Origin of the sequence: Pseudomonas sp. 2FE, assembly GCF_005503735.1 — a bacterium.
Classification (GTDB): domain Bacteria; phylum Pseudomonadota; class Gammaproteobacteria; order Pseudomonadales; family Pseudomonadaceae; genus Aquipseudomonas.
Window position 1 is genome coordinate 163,457 of the sequence record NZ_SCMO01000004.1, and the last position, 26,399, is coordinate 189,855.

Here is a 26,399-nt window from a genome sequence, read left to right on the forward strand (position 1 = left end):
CAAAAACGCCACCCGAAGGTGGCGTTTGTGTCGTCAGCCCAGAGGCGGATTCGAGCTTATTTCTTACCCATTTTCTTCAGCTCTTCGTCACGCAGCTCGCGGCGCAGGATCTTGCCGACGTTGGTGGTCGGCAGCGCCTCGCGGAACTCCACGGCTTTCGGCACCTTGTAGCCGGTGACATTGCCGCGCATGTGCTCCATCACCTGCTCCTTGGTCACCGTAGCGCCGGGCTTGGCGACCACGAAGAGCTTGATCGCTTCGCCGGATTTCTCGTCCGGAATCCCGATGGCCGCACACTGCAGCACGCCCGGCAGGGTCGCCAGCACGTCTTCCAGTTCGTTCGGGTAGACGTTGAAGCCGGACACCAGAATCATGTCCTTCTTGCGGTCGACGATGCGCATATAACCGTCGTCCTGAATCACCGCAATGTCACCGGTCTTCAGCCAGCCAGCGGCGTCGAGGATCTCGTCGGTGGCGTCCTGGCGCTGCCAGTAACCCTTCATCACCTGCGGGCCTTTGACACACAACTCGCCACGCTCGCCCATGGGCAGATCGTTGCCGGCATCGTCGATGACCTTGCACTGGGTCGACGGCACCGGAATACCGATGGTGCCGATCTGGATGTTCTGGAGCGGGTTCACCGACACCACCGGGCTGGTCTCGGTCATGCCGTAACCTTCGCAGATGGCGCAGCCGGTGACTTCCTTCCAACGCTCGGCGGTGGCCAGTTGCAGCGCCATGCCGCCGGAGAGGGTGGCCTTCAGCGCGGAGAAGTCCAGCTTGCGGAACTCCTCGTTGTTGCACAGGGCGACGAACAGGGTGTTCAAGCCGACGAAACCGCTGAACTTCCACCGCGACAGCTCCTTGATCATGGCCGGCAGGTCGCGCGGGTTGGTGATCAGGAGGTTGTGGCTGCCGATCAGCATCATCGCCATGCAATGGAAGGTGAAGGCATAGATATGGTAGAGCGGCAGCGGGGTGACCAGGATCTCGCAACCGTCATTCAGGTTGGCGCCCATCAGCGCCTTGGATTGCAGCATGTTGGCCACCAGGTTGCGGTGGGTCAGCATGGCGCCTTTGGCCACCCCGGTGGTGCCGCCGGTGTATTGCAGCACGGCGATCTCGCCGCTGGCCGGGTTGGCTTCCTTGACCGGCTGGCCGCGGCCCTTGGCCAAGGCCTCATTGAATTTGACGGCGCTCGGCAGATTGAAAGCCGGCACCATCTTCTTCACGTACTTGACCACGCTGTTGACCAGCAGGCGCTTGAGCGGCGGCAGCAGGTCACCCACTTCGGTGATGATGACGCGCTTGATCCCGGTTTTCGGCACAACGGCTTCGGCCAGATGAGCCATGTTCGCCAGGCACACCAGCGCCTTGGCGCCGGAGTCATTGAATTGGTGTTCCATCTCCCGCGCGGTGTACAGCGGGTTGGTGTTGACCACGATCAGCCCGGCGCGCAGGGCACCGAATACGGCAATTGGGTATTGCAACAGGTTCGGCAGCTGCACGGCGATACGGTCGCCCGGTTGCAGGTCGGTATGTTGCTGCAGGTAAGCCGCAAAGGCTCCGGACAGTTCATACAACTCACCATAGGTGAGCGACTTGCCCATGTTGCTGAAGGCCAGCTTGTTGGCGAAGCGTTCGCAAGACTGTTTCAGTACCGCCTGAATATTCGGGTACTGATCGGGATTGATTTCGGCAGCAACCCCAACAGGGTACTTATCCTTCCAGAAGTTTTCGGTCATGGAAGCCCACTCCTAAGCAACAGCTAATCTTCACCGCGCAATGGCGGTTGTTTATTGTGTTTTGTTGGCTTTTGTGTCGACTGATCAGCAAAAAAGCGGGCCGAGCGTAGCAGCTTTGCCAGAGAGCGCCTAGCACCAAACACGGCCTCACCAGTCAAAAAAATGACCGGAGACTAGTCACCGGTCATTTATTAAGCAAACCCTCGTGCAAGCCGATGGACGGCCATGCCTCGCCGTTTTTAGAGCCTGCTCACGATCTTGCGAGCTAAGGTCAGGGCCGCACCCGTTCCCTACGGGTAGCGGCATTCCCCACATCCATGTGGGTCACAAGGCGCAACGCAGCGAAGCGGAGTAACAGCCAAAGGCTGGCCCGCAGGGCGAGCATAGCGAGTCAATCGGGTAAAAAAGCGCAATTTACACGTAGTAAATGAGCATTTTTAGCCCGATTTCAACGCCGCTTGGCCGACGCGCAGCAGATCATGAACAGGCTCTTAGGCGATATCGCGCAACTCGCGACGCAGGATCTTGCCCACTGGCGTCATCGGCAACGCGTCCTTGAAGACGATGTGCTTGGGCACCTTGTAACCGGTGAAGTTTTCCTTGCAGTAGGCCTTCAGCTCTTCCGCGGTCAGCCCCGCCTCGCGCGCCACCACGAACAACTTGACCGCCTCGCCGGACCTCTCGTCCGGCACCCCGATCGCCGCGCAGCTGGCCACCTTCGGATGGGCCATGACCACGTCTTCGATCTCGTTGGGATAGACATTGAAGCCGGAGACTATGATCAGGTCTTTCTTGCGGTCGACGATGCGCACGAAGCCGTCCGGGTCGATCACCGCGATGTCGCCGGTCTTCAGCCAGCCTTCGGCATCCAGCACTTCGGCGGTGGCGTCCGGGCGCTGCCAGTAGCCTTTCATCACCTGCGGGCCCTTGACGCACAGCTCGCCGCGCTCACCCAGACCCAGCTCGTGGCCGTCGTCGTCGATCACCTTGAACGCGGTGCCCGGCACCGGCATGCCGACCGTGCCCAGCCGGGCCTTGGAGCCATAGGGATTGACGCTGGCCGTCGGCGAGGTCTCGGTAAGCCCGTAGCCTTCCGTCACCGGACAACCGGTGATGGCCTGCCAGCGCTCGGCGGTCGCTTTGACCAACGCCGTACCGCCGGAGTTGGTGACTTTGAGGTTGGAGAAGTCCAGGTTCTTGAACTCTGGATGCTCCATCAACGCGACGAACAGCGTATTGAGGCCGAGCAGCGCAGAGAAGCGCCACTTCTTCAGTTCTTTGATAAAGCCGGCAATGTCCCGCGGGTTGCTGATCAGCACGTTGTGATTGCCGTTGACCATCATGCACATGCAGTTCGCGGTGAAGGCGTAGATGTGATAGAGCGGCAGCGGCGCGATCATCACCTCCTGCCCTTCTTTCATCAGCGGCCGACCGTCCGCGCCGTGCTGCGACAGGCAAGCGTCGATCTGCTGCATATTGGCGACCAGGTTGCCGTGGGTCAGCATCGCGCCCTTGGCCACCCCGGTGGTGCCGCCGGTGTATTGCAGCACCGCGATGTCGTCCAGCGTCACCTTGATCGGCTTCAGCGGCTGGCCCTGGCCCTGCTGCAGCGCGTCCTTGAACGCCACCGCCTGCGGTAGCTGGTAATCCGGCACCAGCTTCTTGACCTTTTTCACCAGAGTGTTGACCAGCCAGCCCTTCAGTGCCGGCTGCAGGTCGCCCATCTTGGCTTCGATCAAGAATTCGATCTCGGTGTCCGCCAGCACCTCTTGGACCAGCTTGCCGAACATATTCAGGTACACCAGCGCGCGTACCCCGGCGTCCTTGAACTGGTGACGCATCTCGCGGGCGGTGTACAGCGGGTTGGTGTTGACCACCACCAGGCCTGCGCGCATCGCGCCGAATACGGCGATCGGGTACTGCAGGATATTCGGCATTTGCACGGCGATGCGGTCGCCGGGCTTGAGGTCCGTGTGCTTTTGCAGATAACCGGCGAAGGCGCCGGACAGACGATCCAACTCGGCGTAGGTCAGCGTCACGCCCATATTGCTGAACGCTGGGCGGTCGGCGAATTTCTTGCACGAGCGCTCGAACACCTCGATCACCGACTTATAGGCGCCCAAGTCGATCTCATTGGGTACGCCGGCCGGGCGTTTGTCGCTCCAGAAATCAGGTTGCATTGTTCTTATCCTCATTACCTGAAAATGTCTGGCCCGCGCGGACGGGGCTGACGGGAACTTAGCAGCTCTGGGCGCTAGCGCAAATACTTAGGGATGCGTCATTGACCGCGTGAATCTTGGTTCAAGCGGCGTAACTAGACTAACTCAGGACAGACTGGGACAACGCCACATGCTGGCTCTACAATGCCGAACCCTCAGGGCATAAGGATTCGCCATGCTTCACGATGATTTTTGGCTAACCGCCAGCGATGCCGCTCCACTGTACGTCAATCGCTGGTTCGCCGAGCAACCGCCGAAAGCGGTGGTGATGGTCGCCCACGGCATGGCCGAGCACAGCGGTCGCTACGCACGCCTGGGCGAAGCCTTGGTGCAGGCCGGCTATGAACTGTACGCGCACGATCAACGCGGCCACGGCAAGACGGCCCAACGTGGCGTGCTGGGGATGTATGCCGAGCAGGCGGGCTGGCAGCGGGTGGTCAATGACCTGGCCAGCCTCAACCACCATATCCGCCAGCAGCACCCGCACGTACCGATCTTTCTACTCGGCCACAGCATGGGCAGCTACATCGGCCAGGCTTACTTGATGCAGCACAGTTGCAGCCTGCAGGGGGCGATCCTCTCCGGCTCGAACTACCAACCGCTTGGCCTGTACCGCGCGGCCGCCGCCATTGCCCGCTTCGAGCGCTGGCGCCAAGGTCCGACGGGGCGCAGCGCGCTACTCGAGTTTCTCTCCTTCGGCTCGTTCAACAAGGCCTTCAAGCCCAACCGCACTACCTTTGACTGGCTGAGCCGCGACCCAGCCGAGGTCGACAAGTACGTCAACGACCCGTTGTGCGGCTTTCGCTGTACCAATCAGCTGTGGCTCGACCTGCTCGACGGCCTGCAGCAGATCACCCCGGTGAAGCGTCTGGCGCAGATCGACGCCGAGCTGCCGCTGCTGGTGATCGGCGGCGCGCGTGACCCGGTCAGCGCCGGCAAACGCCTGCAAGACTTGGCCGCGGCCCTGCGCCAGGCCGGCCAGCAGAATGTACAACTGAAAATTTATCCGGACGCCCGCCACGAGCTGCTCAACGAGAGCAACCGTGACGAGGTGACCAGCGACCTGATCGACTGGCTGAACCAGGCCCTGACCCATGGCCGGCGCCGCCAACCACAAACCAAGGAGACCGCATGAGCCAGAGCACCAACACCCCCTACGAAGCCCTCGAAGTCGGACAAACCGCCAGCTACAGCAAGACCGTGGAAGAGCGCGATATCCAGCTGTTCGCCGCCGTCTCCGGTGATCACAACCCGGTGCACCTGGATGCGGAATATGCCGCCGGCACCCTGTTCAAGGAACGCATCGCCCACGGCATGTTCAGCGGCGCCCTGATCAGTGCCGCGGTGGCCTGCGAGCTACCGGGGCCAGGCACCATCTACCTCGGCCAGACCATGAGTTTCACCAGACCGGTGAAACTCGGCGACACCCTGACCGTGCGCCTGGAAATCCTGGAAAAACTGCCGAAGTTCCGCGTGCGCATCGCCACCCGCGTATTCAACCAGCGCGACGAACTGGTGGTCGACGGCGAAGCGGAAATCCTCGCCCCGCGCACACTGCAGACCGTCGAGCTGACCGAGCTGCCGCCGATCACCATCGGCTGATTGGCCGCTGCTGCGCCGTGTAAGCCTGAGCGCCCTCACCCGCTGGGGAGCAGGCGGGAATAGCCAAGCATGCCCAGCGGGTCACCTCCGCCCAGAGGAAGAAGGGCATTTAAAAAAAGGGCGACCGAAGTCGCCCAAATGCCTTGCGTGCCTGGGGGCTGGAACGACTAGCGCGATTTGCGCTTGTGCGAGTCTTTCCAGATGAAATAAGCAAAACCGCCGAAGAAGGCGAGAATCAGGCCGACGGTGCCGATCCCTGCGAGTACCACTACATCAACGAACATGACGGCCTCCTGCGCTAACCCTGAAAGGAATAGCTGCAGGGTACGCAGAGACGCGGGCGGGAAAATTGATCGAGATCAATACTGCCCGGGGCCGGGCAGTGGCACTGAGGAAAAACTGATCTGGATCAACCGATCAGCCTTTCGTGCACGCAAAGCACCCTAAGCCGGCGCAGGGTCAACGCTTTTTCGGTTTACCCTTAGGCTTTTTCTTCGCTCTGGACAGCGGCAGCGCCTGCTCGAACGCCTGGCGCACTTCGTTCAGACGCTTTTCATGGAGATCATGGATGCGCTTGTCGCGCTCGGCGCTGAAGTCGATCAGCTTGTCATCGTGGCTCATATCTACGACCGGCTCAGGCGGAAAGTCAGATTCAGGCGCGGCGCACAGGCTTGGCACGTCTTCGCGACTGGGTGCTGCCAATGATGCTGCGTCGCGCCGGCCATGACCAGCAGAGATCCGTGGCCCAGTGCCAACGAGTGCTCGATGCGCGTCTGGCCGCAGCTCCGCAGATCGAACCGACCAAGGCCTGCGACGATTTGCTGCGCCTGATGGCGGAACGCAGCCTGGCTGCCGACTGCCTGCTGCAAGCCTTGGAGCAGGGCTCTACCAGCAACATCAGCCTGTGATGACGAAAACTCGCCCCTGCCAGGCTTCTTGATCGCCCCCGCTGGCCAGAAGGGCCACTGACTTCGCCCCCCCTTCAGGAGTCACAATAGAGACAGCGTTAGGCCCTAAGGCTTACAGACTAAGTCCAGGGGGTAGTTCGTTCGGCAACTTGAGAGATTCGCTCTCCAATGAGGCCACCGGATAGGCACAGTAATCCGCAGCGTAGTAGGCGCTGGCGCGGTGGTTGCCGGAGGCGCCGACTCCGCCGAAGGGCGCCGTGCTGGCGGCGCCCGTCAGCTGTTTATTCCAGTTGACGATGCCGGCACGGCTCTCGACCCAGAACTGTTGATAGCGCTCGCGGGAATCCGACAGCAACCCAGCGGCCAGGCCATATTGGGTGGCGTTGGCTTCGCGAATCGCACCGTCGAAATCGGCGTAGCGAATCACTTGCAGCAGCGGGCCGAAGAACTCCTCGTCCGGGCGTTCACTCACGGCCGTGACGTCCAGAATGCCCGGAGTCAGCAGCGCGGCGCCGGCCTGCGGCTGGGTCATCGCCAGCAGCGCGGTGGCACCCTTGGCGAGCAGCTGTTCCTGGGCCTGCAGCAGATGCCGCGCGGCCGCCAGCGAGATCACCGAGCCCATAAAGGGGGCCGGCTGCGCATCGAAGGCGCCGACCTTGATCTGGCTGGCGACCTGGGCCAAACGCGCCAGCAGGGCATCGCCCCAGGCGCCTTGCGGCACCAGCAGGCGGCGCGCACAGGTGCAGCGCTGGCCGGCGGAGATGAAGGCCGACTGGACGATGGTGTAGACCGCGGCGTCGACATCCTGCACCTGATCGACCACCAGCGGGTTATTGCCGCCCATCTCCAGCGCCAGGATCTTGTCCGGGCGGCCGGCAAACTGTTGATGCAGCAAGTTGCCGGTGCGGCTCGAACCGGTGAAGAACAGCCCGTCGATACCCGGGTTGCCGGCCAGGGCGACGCCGGTCTCGCGGGCGCCTTGCAGCAAGTTGAGCACGCCGGCCGGCAGGCCGGCTTCGATCCAGCACTGCACCGTCAGCTCGGCGACTTTCGGGGTCAGCTCGCTGGGCTTGAAGATCACCGCGTTGCCGGCCAGCAGCGCCGGCACTATGTGGCCGTTGGGCAGGTGGCCGGGGAAGTTGTAGGGGCCGAATACCGCGACCACGCCATGGGGCTTGTGGCGCAGCACGGCGGTGGCATCGGCCAGCGGGCCGCTCTTCTCGCCGGTACGCTCGCGGTAGCTCTGGATCGAGATGGCGACCTTGTTGACCATGCTGGTCACTTCGGTGGCGGACTCCCACAGCGGCTTGCCGGTTTCCTCGCCGATGCTGCGGGCCAGTTCGTCGCCGTGCGCTTTAAGCGCGGCGGCAAAGCGTTCCAGCACGCCGATGCGCTCTTCCAGCGAGCGTTTGGCCCAGGCCGGGAAAGCCGCGCGGGCGGCCTGCACGGCAGCCTCGACCTGCGCGGCGCTGGCGCCGCGACCGGACCAGACCACGGCCTGACTGACCGGATTCAACGACTCCAGCGCCTCGCCCTGGCCTGCTTGCCAGGTGCCGGCAATGTAATGCGTACTCATTAAATCAGCTCCTTGTTCGCGGGCGCTCTGGCCGACAGCGGCACTGCGCGCACTTGATCGCCGGCGGTGAGTTGCAGGCGTTTGGCGGTCTGCTGATCGACCACCAGCGTGCCGGCCGCGACTCGCGCAGGAGCGGCGGTGATCCGGCAACCGGCCAACTGACGGTTGTGGATCAGATAGGGGGGGGCATCCTCCCCGGGCGTGCCAATCGCCAGCACCAGTGAACGGCTATCCCGGACCGCACGGATATTGGCCGTCTCGCATTCGATCAGCGGGCCGCCGTCGAAGATGTCGATGAAGTCCTGATGCCTGAAGCCTTCGGCCTTGAGCATGCCCAGCGCGGGTTCGGTGTTGGGATGCACACGGCCAATTACCGCCCGGGCGGCTTCCGGCAGGAAGCAGGTGTAGAACGGGAACTTGGGCATCAACTCGGCGATAAAGGCCTTGTTGCCGATGCCGGTCAGGTAGTCGGCGCGGGAAAAATCCATCTTGAAGAAATGCCGGCCCAACCCCTCCCAGAAGGGCGATACGCCCTGGGCATCGGAGTAACCGCGCATCTCGGCGATGACCTTGTCACCGAACAGCTCGGGGAACTCGGCGAGGAACAGGAAGCGCGCCTTCGACAACAGCCGACCGTTGAGTCCGCTGCGGTGTCCGGCATGCAGGAACAGTGAGCACAGCTCGGAGTTCCCGGTCATGTCGTTGCCCAGGAACAGGGTGGGCATTTGTCGATTGATGCTCAGGCTCTGCGAGGCTCCCACGGTGAGGCCCACGCGAAAGTTGTACCAGGGCTCGCGCAGGCCCACCGCACCTGCCAGGGCCGAAATGCCGACTACTTCGCCGGCATCGCTTTCCAGCACGAAGAGATAGTCGGCATCCGCTCGCTCCGCCTCTCCGGCAAAGGTTTTCTCCGCCCAGTTGACCCGGTGTTCCAGGCGCGCTGGATCAGCCGGCAGCGTGGTCAGGCCCGTGCCGGCACTGCGCGCCAACTCGAGCAAAGCCGGCAGATCCGCACGGCACACGGGACGAACGATCATGCTGCTTCCTCCATTGCTATCAAGCGAATGGAGTCGCCCTCAGCGAGCAAAAGCGCCGCCGCCATGGACGGCGACAGGGTCAACGGCCCCCCTTCCTGCCAGTGCAATTGCGTGACAGTCGCACGGAATTCCCCGAGCTTCTGGTTGCTCAGCAGGTAGGCTTTGCCATCAGCTGCCACGGGGCCCAGGCGAACGGTGGCCAAGCGACTATGAGCGATGCTGCGAAGCGTCGAGGTCTGGGCCTGCAAGGTCGGCCCGGCGTCGAAGATGTCGACATAGCGTTCGGTCTCGAATCCCTCACGCCGCAACAACTCGAAGGTCGCTTGCGCCTGCGGATGGACCCGCCCCAGTACCGCTTGAGCGCTTTCGCTGAGTAAGGGCACATAGATCGGGTAGCGCGGCAGCAATTCAGCCAGGAAGGTACGTTTGCCCTGCCCGCACAGCAGTTCCGCTTTTGCGTAATCCATGTCGAAAAAGTTACGCCCCAGCGCTTCCCAGAACGGCGAGTTGCCACTCGAGTCACTCTGCCCCACCATTTCTGCGACTATCCTGCGGCTGAACAGCTGCGGCTGTGCGGCGATGAACATGAGTCGCGCCCGCGAGGTCAGCTCGGCAAATGGCCCGCCGACCAGCTCATCCTGCACGTGGAAACTGCTCAACAGAGAGCTGCCGCTGAGGTCCTGGCACAGCGCTAGGACACCCACCTTGTTCTTGACCTGCAACTTCGCAGAGGCATGCACGAAGACCTCGTTGCGCAAGCTATAGAACGGCTCGAGTACCCCCACTCTTGCCGTCAACGCAGAACAGCCGAGCAACTCGCCGCTAGCCAAATCCTCCAGCACGAAGAAATAGCTGGCTTCGTCTCCTGCGGTTTGAGGGTCTTGAAATGACGCTTGCGAATGCCGCAGTTTTTGCTCGAGGGCGGCAAGGTCATTCGGCAGCGAGGCGACCCCTAACAGGCTCTGTTTTGCCAGACTCTCTACTTGCGGCAGGTCGGCCATGCGTGCCGGTCGAATGATGCGCATGGGCTCACTCCCGACCCGCGGTGCTGGTTAGGCTGGAAAGCGCACGCTCGAATCGCGCCAACCCTTCGTCGATGTCGGCCGCAGACACAATCAAGCTGGGGGCGAAGCGCAGCACATCCGGGCCGGCCTGCAGCATCAACAGGCCTTCCTTGGCAGCCGCATTCAGTACTTCCTTGGCTCGCCCGCGCCAGCTGTCGTTGAGCACGCAGCCGATCAGCAGACCGAGCCCGCGTACTTCGCCGAACACTCCATAGTGCTCAGCCAACTGCGCCAGGCGACTGTTGAAATGCTCCGCGCGCTGTTTGACACCGTCGAGCAGTGCCGGGTCCTTTACCAGGTCGAATACCGCCTCGGCTACCGCACAGCCCAGCGGGTTGCCACCGTAGGTGGTGCCATGGGAACCCGCCACCAGATGTTGAGCCAGATCCTCACGGGTCAGCATGGCGCCAATCGGGAACCCGCCGCCCAGGCTCTTGGCGCTGGTCAGGATGTCCGGCGCAACGCCGAAATGCTGATAGGCGAACAGTTCCCCGCAGCGCCCCACCCCGGTCTGCACCTCATCGAAAATCAGCAGTGCATTGAATTGGTCGCAGAGGCGCCGAGCACCGTGCAGGTAGCTGCGCTCCGCCGGCAGCACGCCACCCTCCCCCTGTATCGGTTCGAGCACCACGGCGCAGGTCCGCTCCGAAATCGCCTGCCGCAGCGCTTCAAGATCGTTGAAGGGTACATGGGTGATCCCTTCGATCCTCGGCCCGAAGCCCTCGGAATACTTGGGCTGGCCGCCAACATTGACGGTGAACAGAGTTCTGCCGTGGAAGCTGTTCAGCGCTGCGATGATTTCGCATTTCTGCTCGCCATAACGGTCATGCGCCACGCGCCGGGCAAGCTTGAATGCGGCCTCGTTGGCCTCCGCCCCGGAGTTGCAGAAGAAGGCTCGGTCGGCGAAGGTCGCCTCCACCATCTTTCGCGCCAGACGCAATGCCGGCTCGTTGGTAAAGGCGTTGGAGATATGCCAAAGCCTGTTCGCCTGCTCGGTGAGCGCACTTACCAACGCAGGATGGGCATGGCCGACCACGTTGAACGCTATGCCACCGGCGAAATCGATCAGCTCACGGCCACTCTGGTCCCACACCCGCGAACCCTCACCGCGCACCGGAATAAAGGGCGCCGGTGCGTAGTTGGGCACCATAACGCGGTCGAAGTCGTCCCGGCCGACCGGTGCCCGGTCCTTGCGCCGCGGCAAATGCACTTCGGCCAGCATGCAGCGAGCGCTACCGCCACCGATGCGTTCGATGGTGTCGATGTTCACCGGCAGCGGCTGGGTATGGCGCTCGATGAGCTGGCGCTGGCCGGCATCCAGGGAGTTCCATGCGGTGCGCGACATCACCAGAATCGGCTCACCCTCGCGGTTGTGTACTTCCAGCATGTTGCCGGCAAAGGACTCGAGCTGATCCCAGGTCAAGGCGAGGACTTCCTTGCCACTGGAGCGCAGTTGCGCCTCGAGATCGGCGCGCTCCTGGGCATCGCTTACCGCCTCCAGGCAGACCACCGCCAGGCGGCTGCCGACACTCATCATCACATTGGTGTGGTAGATCGCCACCCCGCCGCGGTCGACGGCGTGAAAGGCGCACAGGCGGTAACCCAAGCTGTCAACAAACTTGCGCAGGGCCGCTGCATGGGTCCGGGTCGAGTAGCCGGCGTAGCAGATGCGCTGCTCGCGATCCAGCACCATGCTGCCGGTGCCTTCCAGGAACTCCTCTTCCTCCTCCAGCGCGGTGAAGTCGAACACCCGCTCGATCACGTAGTCTTGGAGCAAAGACTCCAGCACGCCTTTATCGCGTTCCAAGCGGCGGTTGTGCCCCTGCATCGGATAGAGCACCAGAGTGCCGTCGACATGGCTGCTCCACCAGTTGTTGGGAAAGATCGAGTCCGGGGTATGCGGGGCGACGCTATCCTGGGCCACCAGTACCTCGACGCCCTGTTCGCGCAGGGCTGCGACGTAGCCGTCGAACTCTTCGAGCGCACGGGCCTGCGCCTCTTCTGGCGCTAGTGCGCGCTGCTGGAACCGGTTGTTTTCGGCGGTATCCAGGTTGAAGGAGAACCGCGTGGGCCGAATCATCAGGACGGTATTGGTCGTTTGCATGGGAGCCGCTTCGTGGGTGGAGAGTGAGGCGTCCATTTTCTCTTCACTGGTGCGGCGGACCCGGCTGATATTGATTGGGCATGCGACCAAGAACGCCGAAGGAGGCATCTGCACAGCCGATTCGGCTTTTACCGAAGTACCGTGGAATTCGATCCGGCCTCCCTCTCCCGGCAGGGGAACTAGGTAAGCGCATTTGCTTTCCCCCTACAAGGCTCCCCAACAACCAGACGCATTGGCTGCCCCTGCGAAACCCAGGGTCAATCCGTGCCACCGCCCCTGATTGGCGACTCAGGACATGAGCCCCGAGCAGAGCCTTGCGCCTGTTGAGTGCGAGGCAAGTCAGCGCGCATGCGCAAACAAGGTCGCCATCCAGAGGCTATGGGCGAGGTTCAAAGAGGCGGTAGTCGGCAAGCGTCAGATTTGTGCCGTGATAAAGGCGGACGCCTTATGCGCCGGCGCAGTGCCGGGGGTGGGCGAGGTGGAAACCCGAAAGTACTCAAGGCCCAAGAGTGGTCGACGGATACAGGCTGCGAAAGGAAGCGCTGAGGCGCTTCCTTCTTATCCCTTGCACTGGAGCTGCGGCGTAGCCAGCGATCCTGGGCGACACACTAATGCCGGGCTACTCCACTGCCGTCTTGACTATGGCCAGTTCCGGGTGGCTGACCAGCTTGTCGATATGCAACTCGGGGTCGTTGAACCAGACCTCGGTGAGCACACGATAGTGTTCCATGTCACGGCAGCGCATGCGCAGGCCGTAGTCGAACGCCCCGCTAATCAAGCGACACTCGAGCACCTGCGGACAGCTGCGGGCACAGGCCTCGAATGCCTTCTGCGCCGCCCTGCCACTCTGGTTCGACAGCGCCACCAACACCAGCAGGGACAATCCAGGCGTCAGTTTTTTCTGATCGATGATGGCGGAGTAACCGCGGATTACACCCAGCCGCTCCAACTTGCGGACACGCTCCAGACAGGGCCGCGGAGTCAGGTGGACTCGTTCCGAGAGTTTCTGGTAGGTAATTCGCCCCTCGTGGCGCAACACCTCGATGATCGCCTGATCTATGCGGTCAAGAGCGATCGACGAGTCCCCTGGTTCCATCATTACGGCTTACCTCACTTCAAACGGCCGGAGAGGAACTGCTGCAACCGTTCGCTTTGCGGGTTATCGAGCATGTCGGCAGCGCCCTCCTCCTCGACTCGGCCTTGATGCAAGAATAGAACCTGACTGGAAACCCGCCGCGCGAACTCCATCTCGTGGGTCACCATGAGCATGGTGCGGCCTTCCTCGGCCAGCGCTTGAATCACCTTGAGCACCTCCCCAACCAGTTCAGGATCGAGCGCCGAGGTAGGCTCATCGAACAGCATGACATCCGGCTCCATTGCCAGAGCGCGCGCGATGGCCACCCGTTGTTGCTGGCCACCCGAGAGGAACGCCGGGTACTGTCCGGCAACGCGTTGCGGCAGGCCCACTTTATCCAGGTAGGCACGCGCACGCTCTTCAGCTTCACCCCTGCTTAAGCCTAGGACACGACAGGGCGCCAACGTGATGTTGTCCAACACGCTCAGGTGGCTCCACAAATTGAAATGCTGGAAGACCATCGCCAGCCGGGTGCGCAGTTTCTGCAGCTGAGTGTCGCAAGCAGGACGCATGGCTCCCGCAGGCCCACGCATACGAATGGTTTCACCGTCCAGGGTGATGGCGCCTTCATCGGGTTGTTCGAGAAAATTGATGCAGCGCAGCATGGTGCTTTTTCCAGATCCACTCGCGCCGATCATGCTCACCACATCACCGGACTTTGCCTTGAGCGAGACCCCCTTGAGCACTTCGTTGTCGCCATAACGCTTGTGCAGAGACTCAACGGCCAGCTTGTACATAACGCACTCCTGCTGCTGTGCCCCTAACGGCACAGCACTGTAATTGTAGGTTTGGGTGGGTGCCGCTTGGGCCCCACCGGAGGAGATTTCGACTCAGCGGACCGGTCCGAGGAAGGCCATCCAACGCGTCTCGGCGACACGGAACAACCCGACCAGAGCGAAGGTAAGCCCCAGGTAGAGAAGTGCGGCGATGCCGAACGACTGAAAGGTCAGAAAGGTCGCAGCGTTAGCATCTCGGGCAACCTTGAGGATGTCCGGCACGGTAGCGGTGAAGGCTACGGACGTCGCATGCAGCATGAGGATCACCTCATTGCTGTAATACGGCAGGGAGCGACGCAAAGCCGAAGGCATGATGATGCGGACGTACAGACGCCAACCGCTCAACCCATAGGCACGCGCCGCCTCGACTTCGCCATGGGGAATGCTGCGAATCGCACCGGCAAAGATTTCCGTGGTGTAAGCGCAGGTATTCAAGGTGAAGGCGAGCAGCGTGCAGTTCATCGCATCGCGGAAGAAAGCATCGAGCAGAGGCTGCGAACGCACCTCGGCGATTCCGTAGATACCGGTGTAGATGATGAGCAGTTGGACGTAGAGCGGCGTGCCCCGGAACAGATAGGTGAAAAACTGCACCGGCCAACGCAGAACTCGACTTTCCGATGTGCGCGCGATCGACAATGGCAACGACAGCAGGAAGCCAACGCCGATCGAGAAACACAGCAACCACAGCGTCATCGCCAGACCGGTGATGTCGTAACCGTCACTGTAGAGAAAGGGTTTCCAGTATTCCTGAAGCAACTCAATCATGGCTATGCCCTCTGACACCCCGGTTGTAGCGCCGCTCGAGCCAACGCAGCACAAGGTTGGAAGCACTGGTGATAAGCAGGTAAAGCAGTGCCGCAAGAATCAGGAAATAGAGCATGTTGAAGGTGCTCTTACCGGCGTCCTGGGCCGCCTTGACCACATCGGAAAGACCGATGATCGAGACCAGAGCAGTGGCCTTGAGCAGCACCAGCCAGTTATTGCCCAGACTGGGCAAGGCATAGCGCATCATTTGGGGAAAGAGCACATGGACGAACCGCTGGATACGGCTAAGACCAAATGCGGTGGCCGCCTCCAGCTGACCCCGCGGCACGGAAAGAATGGCGCCCCGGAAGGTCTCGGTGAAATAGGCACCATAGATGAATCCAAGGGTTACGATGCCGGCACCGAATGGATCGATCTCGATATAGGCCCAGCCCATAGCCTCTGTGAGGCTGCTCAGCCAGCCCTGCAAGCTGTAGAAAATCAACAGCATCAGTACCAGGTCGGGTATTCCACGAATCAGGGTCGTATACAGGGTTGCCGGGATGCGCAGGATGGCCAGCGAAGAAAGTTTGGCTGCGGCGCCGAGCAGTCCGATAAGGATGCTCAGCGCTAACGACAGTACGGACAACTTGACGGTCACCCAGGTACCGTGCAGCAGCAATGGGCCGAAGCCCTGCAAGCCCAGTGCGTCCAGGCCCAAGTGTTGGATGAGGTTGTTCATGGGGGCTACCTAACTCGATACATTACGACACACCGTTCTACCTGGGAGGACTGCGGATCTCTCCCAAGCAGACGGCTTACGACTATCAGTTGCTGTAGAGATCGAGATCGCCGAAGTTCTTCTTCTGGATCTGCTCGTAGGTGCCGTTTTCGTGCATGGCCTGAATGGCCGTGTTGAGCATGGATTTCAGCTCATCGTCACCCTTACGGATACCGATGGCGATGTCCGAGGGCACCAGGGGGTCACTGATACCCTTGCTGCTTTGGAAGTCCGCACCCTGCGGCGACTTGAGGAAGCTCAACTCAGCCGCGAGCAGGTCTTGAATGGATGCGTCCAGGCGGCCGGAAACCAAATCCGCATACACCTGATCTTGATTCTGATAGGCCTTCAGCTGCACGCCACCCGGGGCCAGCTTGGCCTTTGCATAGGTCTCCTGGATGGTGCCTTGCTGGAAACCGATAGCCTTGCCCTTCAGTGACTCAGCGGTTGGCTCAAGTCCAGAGCCTTTGCGAGTGACGATCGAAGTCGGGCCAGAGAACAGACGGTCAGAGAAGTCGATTTGCTTCTTGCGTACTTCAGTTACCGTCATCGAAGACAGCACCGCATCGATCTTGCGCGCCTTCAACGCAGGAATCAGACCGTCGAAGTCATTCGCAACCCACACACACTTGACCTTGAGTTCCGCGCAGATGGCATTGCCCAGATCGATATCGAACCCTTGCAACGAACCATCCGCGGCTGTTGATTCGAACGGCGGATAGGCCGGATTTACGCCAAAGCGTATTTCTTTCCACTCGTTAGCAAGAGTAGCGCCGGAGGAAAACACAAGAGCAATTGCAGACAAGGCCAACCATTTTATTTTTTTCATGAGTAGGGTCCCAGGTTTGATTAGATTTATCGTGAGTCAATGATGCGTTGATCCACACTTTTCGACAGGAGCAGAAAAACCTCTGAAGCACGAACTGCCGAAGCGGCCTGTTTTTGTTGTGCCTCGTGTTACACCCGAACATCACACCGGGATACCCCAGTTCAATCGAATCAGATAAAGGCTATCCAACTCGAGTTCAGGTGCAATCCAGAATGCACCCAGTTGAATGCGCTTTGGTGTCGTAAAACCTCTGTCTGACTGCAGATTTTTGCTGCCGGAGAGTCGTACGCAGCCGATTCTGTCGCAGAAAATCACTTCTCTGTTTCAACCTGTATTTACGACCCCGGAACGGCCATTCGTCATCGTGCTCGCATCAGGAATAGGAACGGCATGAAGCGCTACTTCCGAACTACCGTCCCAACCTTGAAAGTTAACGGCTCCGGGACTGCGACCATGACCCGAAAGTATGAGAACCCCAGGGCAAGGGTTGATGAATCAGGCCGGAATAGCGGTAACCCGCCTCGGCATCGTCATCCCAGGCGAGCAACCGCGGCTCCGGATGCTAGCGGCCGTGCAGGAACAGCTGCGGCTGCGGCCATGGGGTTTCGGCTAACAACCCAGCGAGCCAGCGATCTGCCGTGGCGGCATTCAGCCAGTCAGGCGTAAAGCGTAGTTCGGCATTGGGCAAAACGCTGGGGGGGGTATCGGCAAATAGATCCACGCGGACTCACAAAACATGCCGCAAGAATGATGAATGCGGCGACGCGACTGAGTATCCGCCGCCTAACCACCCACCGGTCTTGGCGTGGCCACTCCTCGAGCAGCGCCCGATCCTCGGCCGCCCCTTCGCCTTCGGCCAACTCTTCGACAGTCTAAGCATGCCGCTGACGACGCCCGCCGGCGCTGCTCCTCATGCTGTGAAACTTCAGCCTCCTGCGGATGGCGTCTATCCCGGACGACCGCGCTTTCTCACCGGCGGAATGTCTGGCCGCGGCTTGAGCGGATCATGCTGCGCGGTCACCGCCAGCATGCCGTGGGGAATGAGTGGCAACCTATCAGCACCTCTTTGCAGCCCGCCTTTGGTCAGACTGTCGGCCGTTCGGACGCCGACTCGAGACTGCGCTCGCTACACTTTTGACTTAAGTCTCGCCGGCAAGTGCTATAGCGCCTTTGGCCTGGGCGCAGCGTTCCGTTACCATAGTCGGCTTTTTCATCGCGGGAGACAGGCATGGCGCAGCAGTATGAACCGGGGCAACGCTGGATTAGTGACAGCGAAGCGGAGTTGGGCTTGGGAACCATCCTGGTACAGGACGGCCGCATGCTCACCGTGCTCTACCCGGCCACTGGCGAGACCCGCCAGTATGCGACGCGCAATGCTCCGCTGACCCGGGTGCGCTTCTCCCCGGGCGATGAAATCACCCACTTCGAAGGCTGGAAGCTGACCGTTCAGGAAGTCGATGACGTCGACGGCCTGTTGGTCTACCACGGCCTCAACGGACAGCACACAAGCGTCAGCCTGCCGGAAACCCAGCTGTCCAACTTCATCCAATTCCGTCTGGCCAGCGACCGCCTGTTCGCCGGGCAGATCGACCCGCTGCCCTGGTTCGCCCTGCGCTACCACACCCTCGAACACACCAGCCGCCTGCTGCAGTCCTCGCTCTGGGGCCTGGGTGGCGTGCGTGCCCAACCGATTGCGCATCAGCTGCATATCGCTCGCGAAGTGGCCGACCGCATCGCCCCGCGGGTCTTGCTGGCGGACGAAGTCGGCCTGGGCAAAACCATCGAGGCCGGTTTGGTCATCCACCGCCAACTGCTCTCCGGGCGCGCCAGCCGGGTGTTGATCCTGGTGCCGGAAAACCTCCAGCACCAGTGGTTGGTGGAGATGCGCCGGCGTTTCAACCTGGAAGTCGCGCTGTTCGACGCCGAACGCTTCATCGAAAGCGATGCCGACAACCCCTTCGAGGATTGCCAGTTGGCCCTGGTGGCCCTGGAATGGCTGTGCAAAGACGAGCGCGCCCAAGATGCGCTGTTCGCCGCCGGCTGGGACCTGTTGGTGGTCGACGAAGCGCACCACCTGGTCTGGCACCCGGACCAAGCCAGCCCGCAATACGCACTGGTCGAGCAACTGGCCGAAGTCATCCCCGGCATCCTGCTGCTCACCGCCACCCCCGAACAACTCGGCCAGGACAGCCACTTCGCCCGCCTGCGTCTGCTCGACCCGAACCGTTTCCACGACCTGAAAGCCTTCCGTGCCGAAAGCGCCAACTACCGGCCGGTCGCCGAAGCGGTGCAGGAATTGCTCGATCAGGGCCGCCTCTCGCCCGAGGCGCACCAGACCATCCATGACTTCCTCGGCGCCGAAGGCGAGACGCTGCTCGCCGCCGTCAACGCCGGCGACAGCGAAGCTTCGCCGCGCCTGATTCGCGAGCTGCTCGATCGCCACGGCACCGGCCGCCTGCTGTTCCGCAACACCCGTGCCGCGGTGCAGGGCTTCCCCGAGCGCGAGTTGCACCCCTATCCGCTGGAAAACCCGGATCAGTACCTGGAACTGCCGCTCGGCGAGCACGCCGACCTCTATCCGGAAGTCAGCTACCAGGCGCAGCCGGAGACCAGCGAGGAAGAGCGCTGGTGGCGCTTCGACCCGCGCGTCGACTGGCTGATCGATACCCTGAAGATGCTCAAACGGGTCAAGGTGCTGGTGATCTGCGCCCACGCGGAGACCGCCATGGACCTGGAAGACGCCCTGCGCGTGCGCTCCGGCATCCCCGCCACGGTGTTCCATGAAGGCATGAACATCCTCGAACGCGACCGCGCCGCCGCTTACTTCGCCGACGAGGAGTTCGGCGCCCAGGTGCTGATCTGCTCCGAGATCGGCAGTGAAGGCCGCAACTTCCAGTTCTCCCACCATCTGGTGCTGTTCGATCTGCCCTCGCACCCGGACCTGCTGGAACAGCGCATCGGCCGTCTCGACCGGATCGGCCAGAAACACACCATTCAGTTGCACGTGCCCTATCTGGAAAGCAGCCCGCAAGAGCGCCTGTTCCAGTGGTATCACCAGGCGCTGAATGCCTTCCAGGCGACCTGCCCGACCGGCAACGCCCTGCAGCACCAGTTCGGCCCGCGCCTGCTGCCGCTGCTGGAAAGTGGCGATGACGACGAGTGGCAAGCCCTGGTCGAGGAGGCCAAAGCCGAGCGCGAACGCCTCGAAGGCGAGCTGCACGCTGGGCGTGACCGTCTGCTGGAGCTCAACTCCGGCGGCGCCGGTGAAGGCGAAGCGCTGGCCGAAGCGATTCACGAGCAAGACGACGAATTTGCCCTGCCGATCTATATGGAAGAGTTGTTCGAGGCCTTCGGCATCGACAGCGAAGACCACTCGGAAAACGCCCTGATACTGCGCCCCAGCGAGAAAATGCTCGACGCCAGCTTCCCGCTCGGCGACGACGAAGGCGTGACCATCACCTACGACCGCAATCAGGCGCTATCGCGCGAGGACATGCAGTTCCTCACTTGGGAACACCCGATGGTGCAAGGCGGCATGGATCTGGTGCGCTCCGGTTCGATGGGCAACACCGCGGTGGCGCTGATCAAGAACAAGGCGCTGAAACCCGGCACCGTGCTGCTCGAACTGCTCTACGTCAGCGAAGTGGTCGCCCCACGCGCCCTGCAACTGGGCCGCTACCTGCCGCCGGCGGCGCTACGCTGCCTGCTGGACAGCAGCGGCAACGACCTGGCGAGCAAGGTGTCGTTTGAAAAGCTCAACGACCAACTGGAGACCGTGCCCCGCGTCAGCGCCAACAAGTTCGTGCAGGCCCAGCGTGATTCGCTTAACCCGCAGATCAATGCCGCCGAAGCGAAGATCAGCCCACGGCATGCCGAACGGGTCGCCGAAGCCAAGCGCCGGCTGGCGGCGGATACCGAAGAAGAGTTGGCCCGTTTGACCGCGCTGCAAGCCGTCAACCCGAGCGTGCGTGACAGCGAGCTGGAAACCCTGCGCCAGCAGCGCGAGCAAGGCCTGGCCATGCTCGACAAAGCCGCCCTGCGCCTGGAGGCCATTCGCGTGCTGGTGGCGGGCTAAGTCATGCGTAGGGTGGACATGCCGCGCAGCGGTTTGTCCACCGAATGTGGCGGACAAGGCTCGGCCATGTCCGCCCTACCCGGATGTCGCAAACGACCAGGCCCGCAGATGCGGGCCTGGTCGTTTCTGGCTCAAGCTGCTGCGGCGTCGGCCAGCGCCTGACGCATGCTCGCCGCATCGCGACCGAAACAGCGGGAGGCCTGGAACAGCGCGAGCATGGTGAGGAACAACGCGATCGGGATCAGGTACAGGGCACCGTGCAAACCCACCGCCTTGAACGCTTCGCTCATCTCGGTGGCGCCGGCGGCAACCATCGCCGAATGGGCAAAATGATCGGAGAGCAGCCCAACCACCACCGGCCCCAAACCACCACCGAGCAGGTACAAACCGGCAAAGAACAGCGCCATGGCAGTCGCGCGCAAACGCGGCTCGACCACATCCTGAATCGCGGTATAGACGCAGGTGTAGAAGTTGTAGGCGAACAACCAGCCGATGCTGAACACAGCAACAAACACACCGATGCTGGTCTGCCCCATCAGCAAGGCGTAAGCCGTGGCCAACGCCGCGACTAGCATCGACCCGGCGCCGAACAACAGCCGGCCACGCTCGGACCTCAGGTGCAAACGATCGGCGATCCAGCCACCCAACGTCAGGCCAACCAGGCCGGTCAGGCCGACAATCACCCCAGTCGCCACCGCCGCCTGCCCCAACGGCAGCAGGAAGTAGCGCTGCAGCATCGGCACCATGAACGAGTTACAGGCGTAGGTGGCGAAGTTAAAGGTCAACCCGGCGACCACCAGCCACCAGAAGGTGCGGATTGTCAGCACCCGCCGCAGTGGTCGATCGACCGGAGCTACCGCCACCTTTACCGCCTCAGCCGCACCCCGCTGCGGCTCGCGGATCAAGAACATAAACAGCGCGAGAGTCACGCCGGGCAGCGCGGCGATAAAGAACGGCGCCCGCCAACTGCCAAAGGCTTCAACCATCGCGCCAATGCTGAAGAAGGCCAGCAACAACCCGAGCGGTAAGCCCAGCATGAACATGCCCATCGCCCGCGCCCGCTTGTGCGCCGGGAACAGATCGCCAATCAGCGAGTTGGCCGCCGGCGCGTAGCTGGCCTCACCAATGCCCACGCCCATGCGCACCAGCAGAAAGCTCCAGAAGTTCCAGGCCAGACCGTTCAGCGCGGTCATCCCGCTCCACGCCAGCAACCCCCAGCCCATGATTTTGCGCCGCGCACCGGTATCGGACAGACGCCCCAGCGGCACGCCGGCCATGGCATAAACGATGGTGAAGGAGGTGCCGATCAGGCCGATTTGGAAATCGCTGAGGCTCCACTGCAGCCGGATCGGCTCGATGATGATGGCCGGGATGGTGCGGTCGAAGAAGTTGAACAGGTTGGCGAGAAACAGCAGGAACAAAATGCGCCAGGCATTGGCGGCTTGCGGAGCTTGCGGCATGGATCGGGCTCTCTTGTTGTTCTTAACTGGCTCGCTATAGCGCAGAACTACCCGGGTAGCCGCCTAAGCGAACCATTGAGACAGCACACTAGAGTCTTCGCCGCAGCCTGTCTGCGACCATTCGCGACATAGATGCAAGAGCATGCAACAGTGCAGGCAAGCTCGACAGCCAACCTAATGAGCCAGCGCCTTACCGATGCCGAATACCTGTTGCGAACGCTTTAGATCGACTGGATATAACCATGATTGCCAGATGTTTGGCATCGCCAGCCCGTCAAAGCTTGCAGAACCCGCGCACCTTCTATACTGATGCCAAGTTGCCACGAGCCCTGCCGCCAGATGGTGCTGGCTGCAAAACCTCAGGAGCATGTGCGCTATGGACTGGCTGGGCTTGCATTTTGTCTCTGAACTGCCCGCAGGCGGGCTGCTCATTCTTCACTGTAGCTACAGTCCCTTACTGGTCCTCCTGGCTTATGTGGTCGCCTCGGCCGCCAGCTTTTCCGCCCTTAACCTAGCGGAACGCGTGGGCCATGCCGAACGCCGCGGTGCACGGTTGTTGTGGCGCTGGGTCGGCGCCTTCTGCCTGGCCGGCGGCATCTGGTCCATGCACTTTATCGGCATGCTGGCCTTCCAGGCTCCGGTCCCGATCCACTACGACATCCCGACTACCGTAGCCTCGCTATTGATCGTCTTCATTGCCGCGTTGCTGGCCATGCACGCACTCGGCCACGAGCACTTGCGCCCACCTCAGTACTTGCTCGCGGCCTTCTGCATTGGCCTCGGCATTGCCGCCATGCACTACAGCGGCATGGCGGCAGTACGCTCCCCCGCCAGCCAGTATTACCAGCCCTGGCTGTTCGCCTTGTCGATCCTGATTGCCATCGCCACCAGCCTTATCGCCCTGCTGCTGGCCCGGTATTTGCGCAAGGGCGATGGTTTTCTCCACCAGATGCGCAAGTACCTGGCCAGCCTAGTGATGGGCGCGGCCATCGTCTCCATGCACTTCACCGGCATGTGGTCACTGAGCCTGGTGGTTCCCCTCGGCACCCCCTTACAACTGCAAACCAACGACAACGGCCTACAACTGGGTCTGACCATCGGCCTGATAGCGCTGCTGATCATCGGTAGCGGCCTCAGCGCCGCCTGGGCGGACAGGAAACTGGAGAGCAAGGAGCGCGACTTGCTGCGGGTTAACGCCCTGCTCAGCCAGCTCGAGCACGCCCGCGCCTCGCTGCAGCAAGCCGCCCACTATGATGCGCTGACCAACCTCCTCAACCGCCACGGCCTCAACCAGCTTTTCGCGGAAAAGCTGCAAGAGCATATCCAGCGTAACCAGGCCTTGGCGGTGATGTTTCTCGATATCGATCACTTCAAACGGATCAACGACAGCCTCGGTCACGATGCCGGCGACGAGATGCTCAAGGTGGTCGCCGAACGCCTGCGCAGCACCGTGCGCAGGCACGATGTGATCGCCCGTCTCGGTGGCGATGAATTCTGCATCCTGGTCAGCCTGCGCAGTGGCGATGAGGCACGGCAACTGGCGCAGCGGGTGATGGCGAAGATGAAAGACCCGATTGCCCTGTCTGGACGCAGCCTGGTGATGACCACCAGCATCGGCATCAGCCTGTTCCCGGAGGACGGCCAAACCTGCGAGGAGCTGCTCAAACACGCGGATCTGGCGCTCTATCAGTCCAAAGGCAGCGGGCGCAACAGCCTGCACTTCTTCAGCTCGCACCTGAAAGCCAAGGTTTCCCTCGAGCTGCAACTGGAAGAGGAACTGCATGACGCGCTGCAGAAAGACAATGGCCTGCAACTCTACTATCAGCCGATTCTCGACCTGCACAGCGGCCAGCTCAGCAAGCTGGAAGCCCTGGTGCGCTGGCAGCATCCGCAGCATGGCCTGCTGACGCCGGATCGCTTTATTGGCATCGCCGAAGCCAACGGCTTTATCGCCGAGCTGGATGCCTGGGTACTACGCCACGCCTGCCACGACCTTAAACTGCTGGGTGACGCGGGCTTTGCCGAGCTGAAAATCGCGGTGAACTGCTCGGCGCTCAACCTCGGGCGCAATGAACTCGTGCAGGAGGTGCGGGACGCCCTGCTGAGCACCGGGGTGCAGCCCCAGCGACTGGAACTGGAGGTCACCGAGAACGCCCTGATGGGCAATATCAACCGCGCCGCAGAACTGCTGCAGCAGATCCGCAAGCTTGGCGTAGCCCTCTCGATCGACGATTTCGGCACCGGTTACTCATCGCTGGCCTACTTGCGGCGCCTGCCGCTGGACACCCTGAAGATCGACCGTTCCTTCGTCCAAGACATCCCGGAATCCCAGCAGGGCATGGACATCGTTCAGGCAATTATCGGCATGGCCCACACCCTGAAACTCAAGGTGGTCGCCGAAGGCGTGGAAACTCCACAACAGCTGGAGTTTTTACGTGAGTACGGCTGCGACTTCATCCAGGGCTATCTGCTTAGCCGGCCACTGCCGCTGCAGGAGCTGCTGCATAGCTTCAGCACGGCGCCCCTGAGCGCCGAGCCTGCACCCGTTAGCAACTGACCTCGGGCTGCTGTTTCTCCCGCCAGGGTGAGCACAGCGGGGTTCTCGACGACTGCAACAAAATGCCGACCCTGGGCTTCAGCGCGCCGCAGGCCCCTGCCGCCGCCAGGCCGCGAGCCAGCCAAGCGAGTCCTGACTGGCGCTGCTCGGCCGATACTCCGCCGCCAGCCAACCGCTATAACCTATCGCCGCCAACACCTGCTGCACGGCACTAAAATCCAGCTGCCCGCTACCCGGCTCGGCACGCCCCGGGCAATCGGCGAATTGCACATGGCCAATCCGCCCCGCCAACAGCTGAATACTCGCGGGCAGATCCAGCCCTTGCCGGGCCATATGGTAGAGATCGAACTGCGCCGCACAATTGGGGTGATCGACCGCACGCAACAACTCATCCAGTTGCTGCGGCGTATGGATCAGAAAGCCCGGCATATCCAGCGGATTAATCGCCTCACAGAGCACGCGGATACCCAACGGCTGAAACGCCTCGGCGGCGCAACGTAGATTGCTGGCCAGGGTAGTCAGTGCCTGTGCGCGCCCGCAGCCCTCGGCCAGCCGCCCAGGCAGTACGTTGACGCAGGCCGGGCGCACCACGGCGGCATAGGCCAGCGCCTGCTCCAGCGCGGCCTTGAACTCGGCCTGGCGCGTCGGCACGGCGGCCAGCCCAGCGCCGCCGCCGAGCAAGTCCCCCGCCGGCAGGTTGATCAGCACCAGCGGCATGCTCGCTGCCGCCAAGGCCGCCTTCAGCTCGGCCGCCGGCAGCTCGTAGGGAAACTGGACTTCCACCCCATCGAAGCCTGCCTCTGCCGCTGCGGCGACCCGCTGCAGCAACGGCAGCTCGGTAAACAGCAGGGACAGATTGGCGGCAATCTTCACGCTTTGTTCTCCCGATACAGCTCCACCAGCGTCGCCGGATCGCGTTCGAGGTTGCCTTGGCTGCTGCCGTGCAGGCGCATCAGTTGCGCCGCCAGGGCGCTCAGCGGCGTGGCCGAATCATGCTCGCGGGCGAGCTTTACCGCGGTATCGAGATCCTTCAGCAGCGTGCGGACATGCCACTTGATCGGCTCGAAGCGACTTTCCGCCATCTGTGGGGCGAGAATCTGCAGCGGTTTGGAGTCGGCAAAGCCGCCGGCCAAGGCGGGCGCGAGCAAGCTGGCGTCGACCCCGGACTTCTCCGCCAAGGCCAGCACTTCGGCGATCACCAGCGCATTGCAGGCGACGATCATCTGGTTGCAGACCTTGGTGACCTGGCCCGCACCGACCGCCCCCATGCGCGTCAGGCGTTGGCCCAGGTTCAACAGAATCGGCCGTACCCGCTCCACGTCTTGCACGCGGCCACCGGCCATGATCGTCAGCGTACCGGCCTCGGCGCCCGGGGTGCCGCCCGACACCGGCGCATCCAACCAGTGCATGCCGGTGCGGCTTTCCAGCTCGGCCGCCATCTCACGGGTGGCCGCCGGCTCCAGACTGGAAAAATCCACCAGCAGTTGCCCTGGCTTCGCCCCCTCGACCACCCCGCCGGCACCGAACACGACCTTCCTTACCACGCGCGTGTCGGCCAGGCAGAGCATCACCACATCAGCCGCCTGACACAGCTCAGCCGGGCTGAACACTTGCCGCGCACCGGCGGCCACCAGCGCCGCGCACTTGTCTGGCGAACGGTTCCAGACTGCCAGCGGATAACCGGCAGCGAGCAGGCGTTGGCACATCGGCAGGCCCATCAGACCAATGCCGGCGAAGGCGAGAGAGGGTAAAACGGCGCTCATGCAAGACTCCAAATAGCAGTGGCA

General features: G+C 62.1%; 20 protein-coding genes and 2 pseudogenes. 4 read left to right on the forward strand and 18 right to left on the reverse strand.

Features of this window, described 5'->3' with window-relative positions; genetic code table 11:
• Nucleotides 1–56: 56 nt before the first annotated feature.
• Together fadD1 and fadD2 are read right to left on the reverse strand one after the other, a co-directional pair.
• Nucleotides 57–1,745, reverse strand: coding sequence for a long-chain-fatty-acid--CoA ligase FadD1 (fadD1, locus tag FFS12_RS09935; RefSeq protein ID WP_137886679.1), 1,689 nt, complete (start codon nt 1,743–1,745; stop codon nt 57–59).
• Nucleotides 1,746–2,236: 491 nt separating this feature from the next.
• Nucleotides 2,237–3,925 (reverse strand): long-chain-fatty-acid--CoA ligase FadD2, encoded by a 1,689-nt coding sequence (fadD2, locus tag FFS12_RS09940; RefSeq protein ID WP_137886680.1) that lies wholly within the window; start codon nt 3,923–3,925, stop codon nt 2,237–2,239.
• A gap of 214 nt (nt 3,926–4,139) precedes the next feature.
• Here fadD2 and FFS12_RS09945 point away from each other — a divergent pair, with 214 nt between their 5' ends.
• Together FFS12_RS09945 and FFS12_RS09950 are read left to right on the forward strand one after the other, a co-directional pair.
• On the forward strand, nt 4,140–5,099 hold the full coding sequence (locus FFS12_RS09945; protein WP_137886681.1) for an alpha/beta hydrolase: 960 nt from the start codon (nt 4,140–4,142) through the stop codon (nt 5,097–5,099).
• Nucleotides 5,096–5,566 carry a MaoC family dehydratase gene (locus FFS12_RS09950; RefSeq protein ID WP_137886682.1) on the forward strand — a complete coding sequence of 157 codons (471 nt, stop codon included), beginning with the start codon at nt 5,096–5,098 and terminating at the stop codon, nt 5,564–5,566. Before FFS12_RS09945 ends, FFS12_RS09950 begins: the two co-directional genes overlap by 4 nt.
• Before the next feature lie 167 nt (nt 5,567–5,733).
• Here the strand turns inward: FFS12_RS09950 and ccoM are convergent, their stop codons facing one another.
• The 13 genes and pseudogenes from ccoM to FFS12_RS10000 form a co-directional block, all read right to left on the reverse strand.
• Nucleotides 5,734–5,850, reverse strand: coding sequence for a cytochrome c oxidase subunit CcoM (gene ccoM, locus FFS12_RS20380; protein WP_305955919.1), 117 nt, complete (start codon nt 5,848–5,850; stop codon nt 5,734–5,736).
• Between the two features lie 175 nt (nt 5,851–6,025).
• The gene (locus FFS12_RS19900) at nt 6,026–6,187 is read right to left on the reverse strand and encodes a hypothetical protein (protein WP_171011852.1); all 162 of its coding nucleotides are present in this window, start codon (nt 6,185–6,187) and stop codon (nt 6,026–6,028) included.
• A 2-nt stretch (nt 6,188–6,189) separates the two neighbouring features.
• Nucleotides 6,190–6,381 (reverse strand): annotated as a pseudogene (locus FFS12_RS09955) (alpha-ketoglutarate-dependent dioxygenase AlkB); the annotation flags it as partial.
• A 205-nt stretch (nt 6,382–6,586) separates the two neighbouring features.
• The gene (gene astD / locus FFS12_RS09960) at nt 6,587–8,050 is read right to left on the reverse strand and encodes a succinylglutamate-semialdehyde dehydrogenase (protein ID WP_137886683.1); all 1,464 of its coding nucleotides are present in this window, start codon (nt 8,048–8,050) and stop codon (nt 6,587–6,589) included.
• Complete coding sequence (gene astA / locus FFS12_RS09965) at nt 8,050–9,087, reverse strand: arginine N-succinyltransferase (RefSeq protein WP_137886684.1); 1,038 nt, start codon at nt 9,085–9,087, stop codon at nt 8,050–8,052. Before astA ends, astD begins: the two co-directional genes overlap by 1 nt.
• Nucleotides 9,084–10,112: an arginine N-succinyltransferase gene (locus FFS12_RS09970; protein WP_137886685.1), complete on the reverse strand. Its 1,029-nt coding sequence runs from the start codon at nt 10,110–10,112 to the stop codon at nt 9,084–9,086. The genes astA and FFS12_RS09970 overlap by 4 nt, the downstream gene beginning before the upstream one ends.
• Nucleotides 10,113–10,116: 4 nt before the next feature.
• Entirely contained in the window at nt 10,117–11,373 is a 1,257-nt protein-coding gene (locus FFS12_RS20030) for an aspartate aminotransferase family protein (protein WP_137886782.1), read from the reverse strand.
• A pseudogene (ctlX, locus tag FFS12_RS20165) lies at nt 11,368–12,363 on the reverse strand (citrulline utilization hydrolase CtlX); the annotation flags it as partial. The gene FFS12_RS20030 and the pseudogene ctlX, both read right to left, overlap by 6 nt.
• A gap of 511 nt (nt 12,364–12,874) precedes the next feature.
• Nucleotides 12,875–13,354, reverse strand: a complete 480-nt coding sequence (locus FFS12_RS09980) for an Lrp/AsnC family transcriptional regulator (protein WP_137886686.1) — start codon at nt 13,352–13,354, stop codon at nt 12,875–12,877.
• Between the two features lie 11 nt (nt 13,355–13,365).
• The gene (locus FFS12_RS09985; RefSeq protein ID WP_137818764.1) at nt 13,366–14,127 is read right to left on the reverse strand and encodes an ABC transporter ATP-binding protein; all 762 of its coding nucleotides are present in this window, start codon (nt 14,125–14,127) and stop codon (nt 13,366–13,368) included.
• Between the two features lie 93 nt (nt 14,128–14,220).
• Nucleotides 14,221–14,931: an ABC transporter permease gene (locus tag FFS12_RS09990; protein WP_137886687.1), complete on the reverse strand. Its 711-nt coding sequence runs from the start codon at nt 14,929–14,931 to the stop codon at nt 14,221–14,223.
• Nucleotides 14,924–15,652: an ABC transporter permease gene (locus FFS12_RS09995; RefSeq protein ID WP_137886688.1), complete on the reverse strand. Its 729-nt coding sequence runs from the start codon at nt 15,650–15,652 to the stop codon at nt 14,924–14,926. The genes FFS12_RS09990 and FFS12_RS09995 overlap by 8 nt, the downstream gene beginning before the upstream one ends.
• 85 nt (nt 15,653–15,737) lie before the next feature.
• Complete coding sequence (locus tag FFS12_RS10000) at nt 15,738–16,520, reverse strand: ABC transporter substrate-binding protein (RefSeq protein WP_137886689.1); 783 nt, start codon at nt 16,518–16,520, stop codon at nt 15,738–15,740.
• Between the two features lie 1,228 nt (nt 16,521–17,748).
• Here FFS12_RS10000 and rapA point away from each other — a divergent pair.
• Nucleotides 17,749–20,595 (forward strand): RNA polymerase-associated protein RapA, encoded by a 2,847-nt coding sequence (gene rapA / locus FFS12_RS10010; RefSeq protein WP_137886690.1) that lies wholly within the window; start codon nt 17,749–17,751, stop codon nt 20,593–20,595.
• Nucleotides 20,596–20,726: 131 nt separating this feature from the next.
• On the opposite strand, the gene FFS12_RS10015 is transcribed toward rapA, so the two are convergent.
• Entirely contained in the window at nt 20,727–22,055 is a 1,329-nt protein-coding gene (locus FFS12_RS10015; protein ID WP_137886691.1) for an MFS transporter, read from the reverse strand.
• A gap of 376 nt (nt 22,056–22,431) precedes the next feature.
• Here FFS12_RS10015 and FFS12_RS10020 point away from each other — a divergent pair, with 376 nt between their 5' ends.
• Nucleotides 22,432–24,612, forward strand: coding sequence for a bifunctional diguanylate cyclase/phosphodiesterase (locus FFS12_RS10020; protein ID WP_137886692.1), 2,181 nt, complete (start codon nt 22,432–22,434; stop codon nt 24,610–24,612).
• A gap of 78 nt (nt 24,613–24,690) precedes the next feature.
• Here the strand turns inward: FFS12_RS10020 and FFS12_RS10025 are convergent, their stop codons facing one another.
• Complete coding sequence (locus FFS12_RS10025) at nt 24,691–25,485, reverse strand: hydroxypyruvate isomerase family protein (RefSeq protein WP_137886693.1); 795 nt, start codon at nt 25,483–25,485, stop codon at nt 24,691–24,693.
• Nucleotides 25,482–26,375 (reverse strand): NAD(P)-dependent oxidoreductase, encoded by an 894-nt coding sequence (locus FFS12_RS10030; RefSeq protein ID WP_137886694.1) that lies wholly within the window; start codon nt 26,373–26,375, stop codon nt 25,482–25,484. Before FFS12_RS10030 ends, FFS12_RS10025 begins: the two co-directional genes overlap by 4 nt.
• Nucleotides 26,376–26,399: the final 24 nt, after the last annotated feature.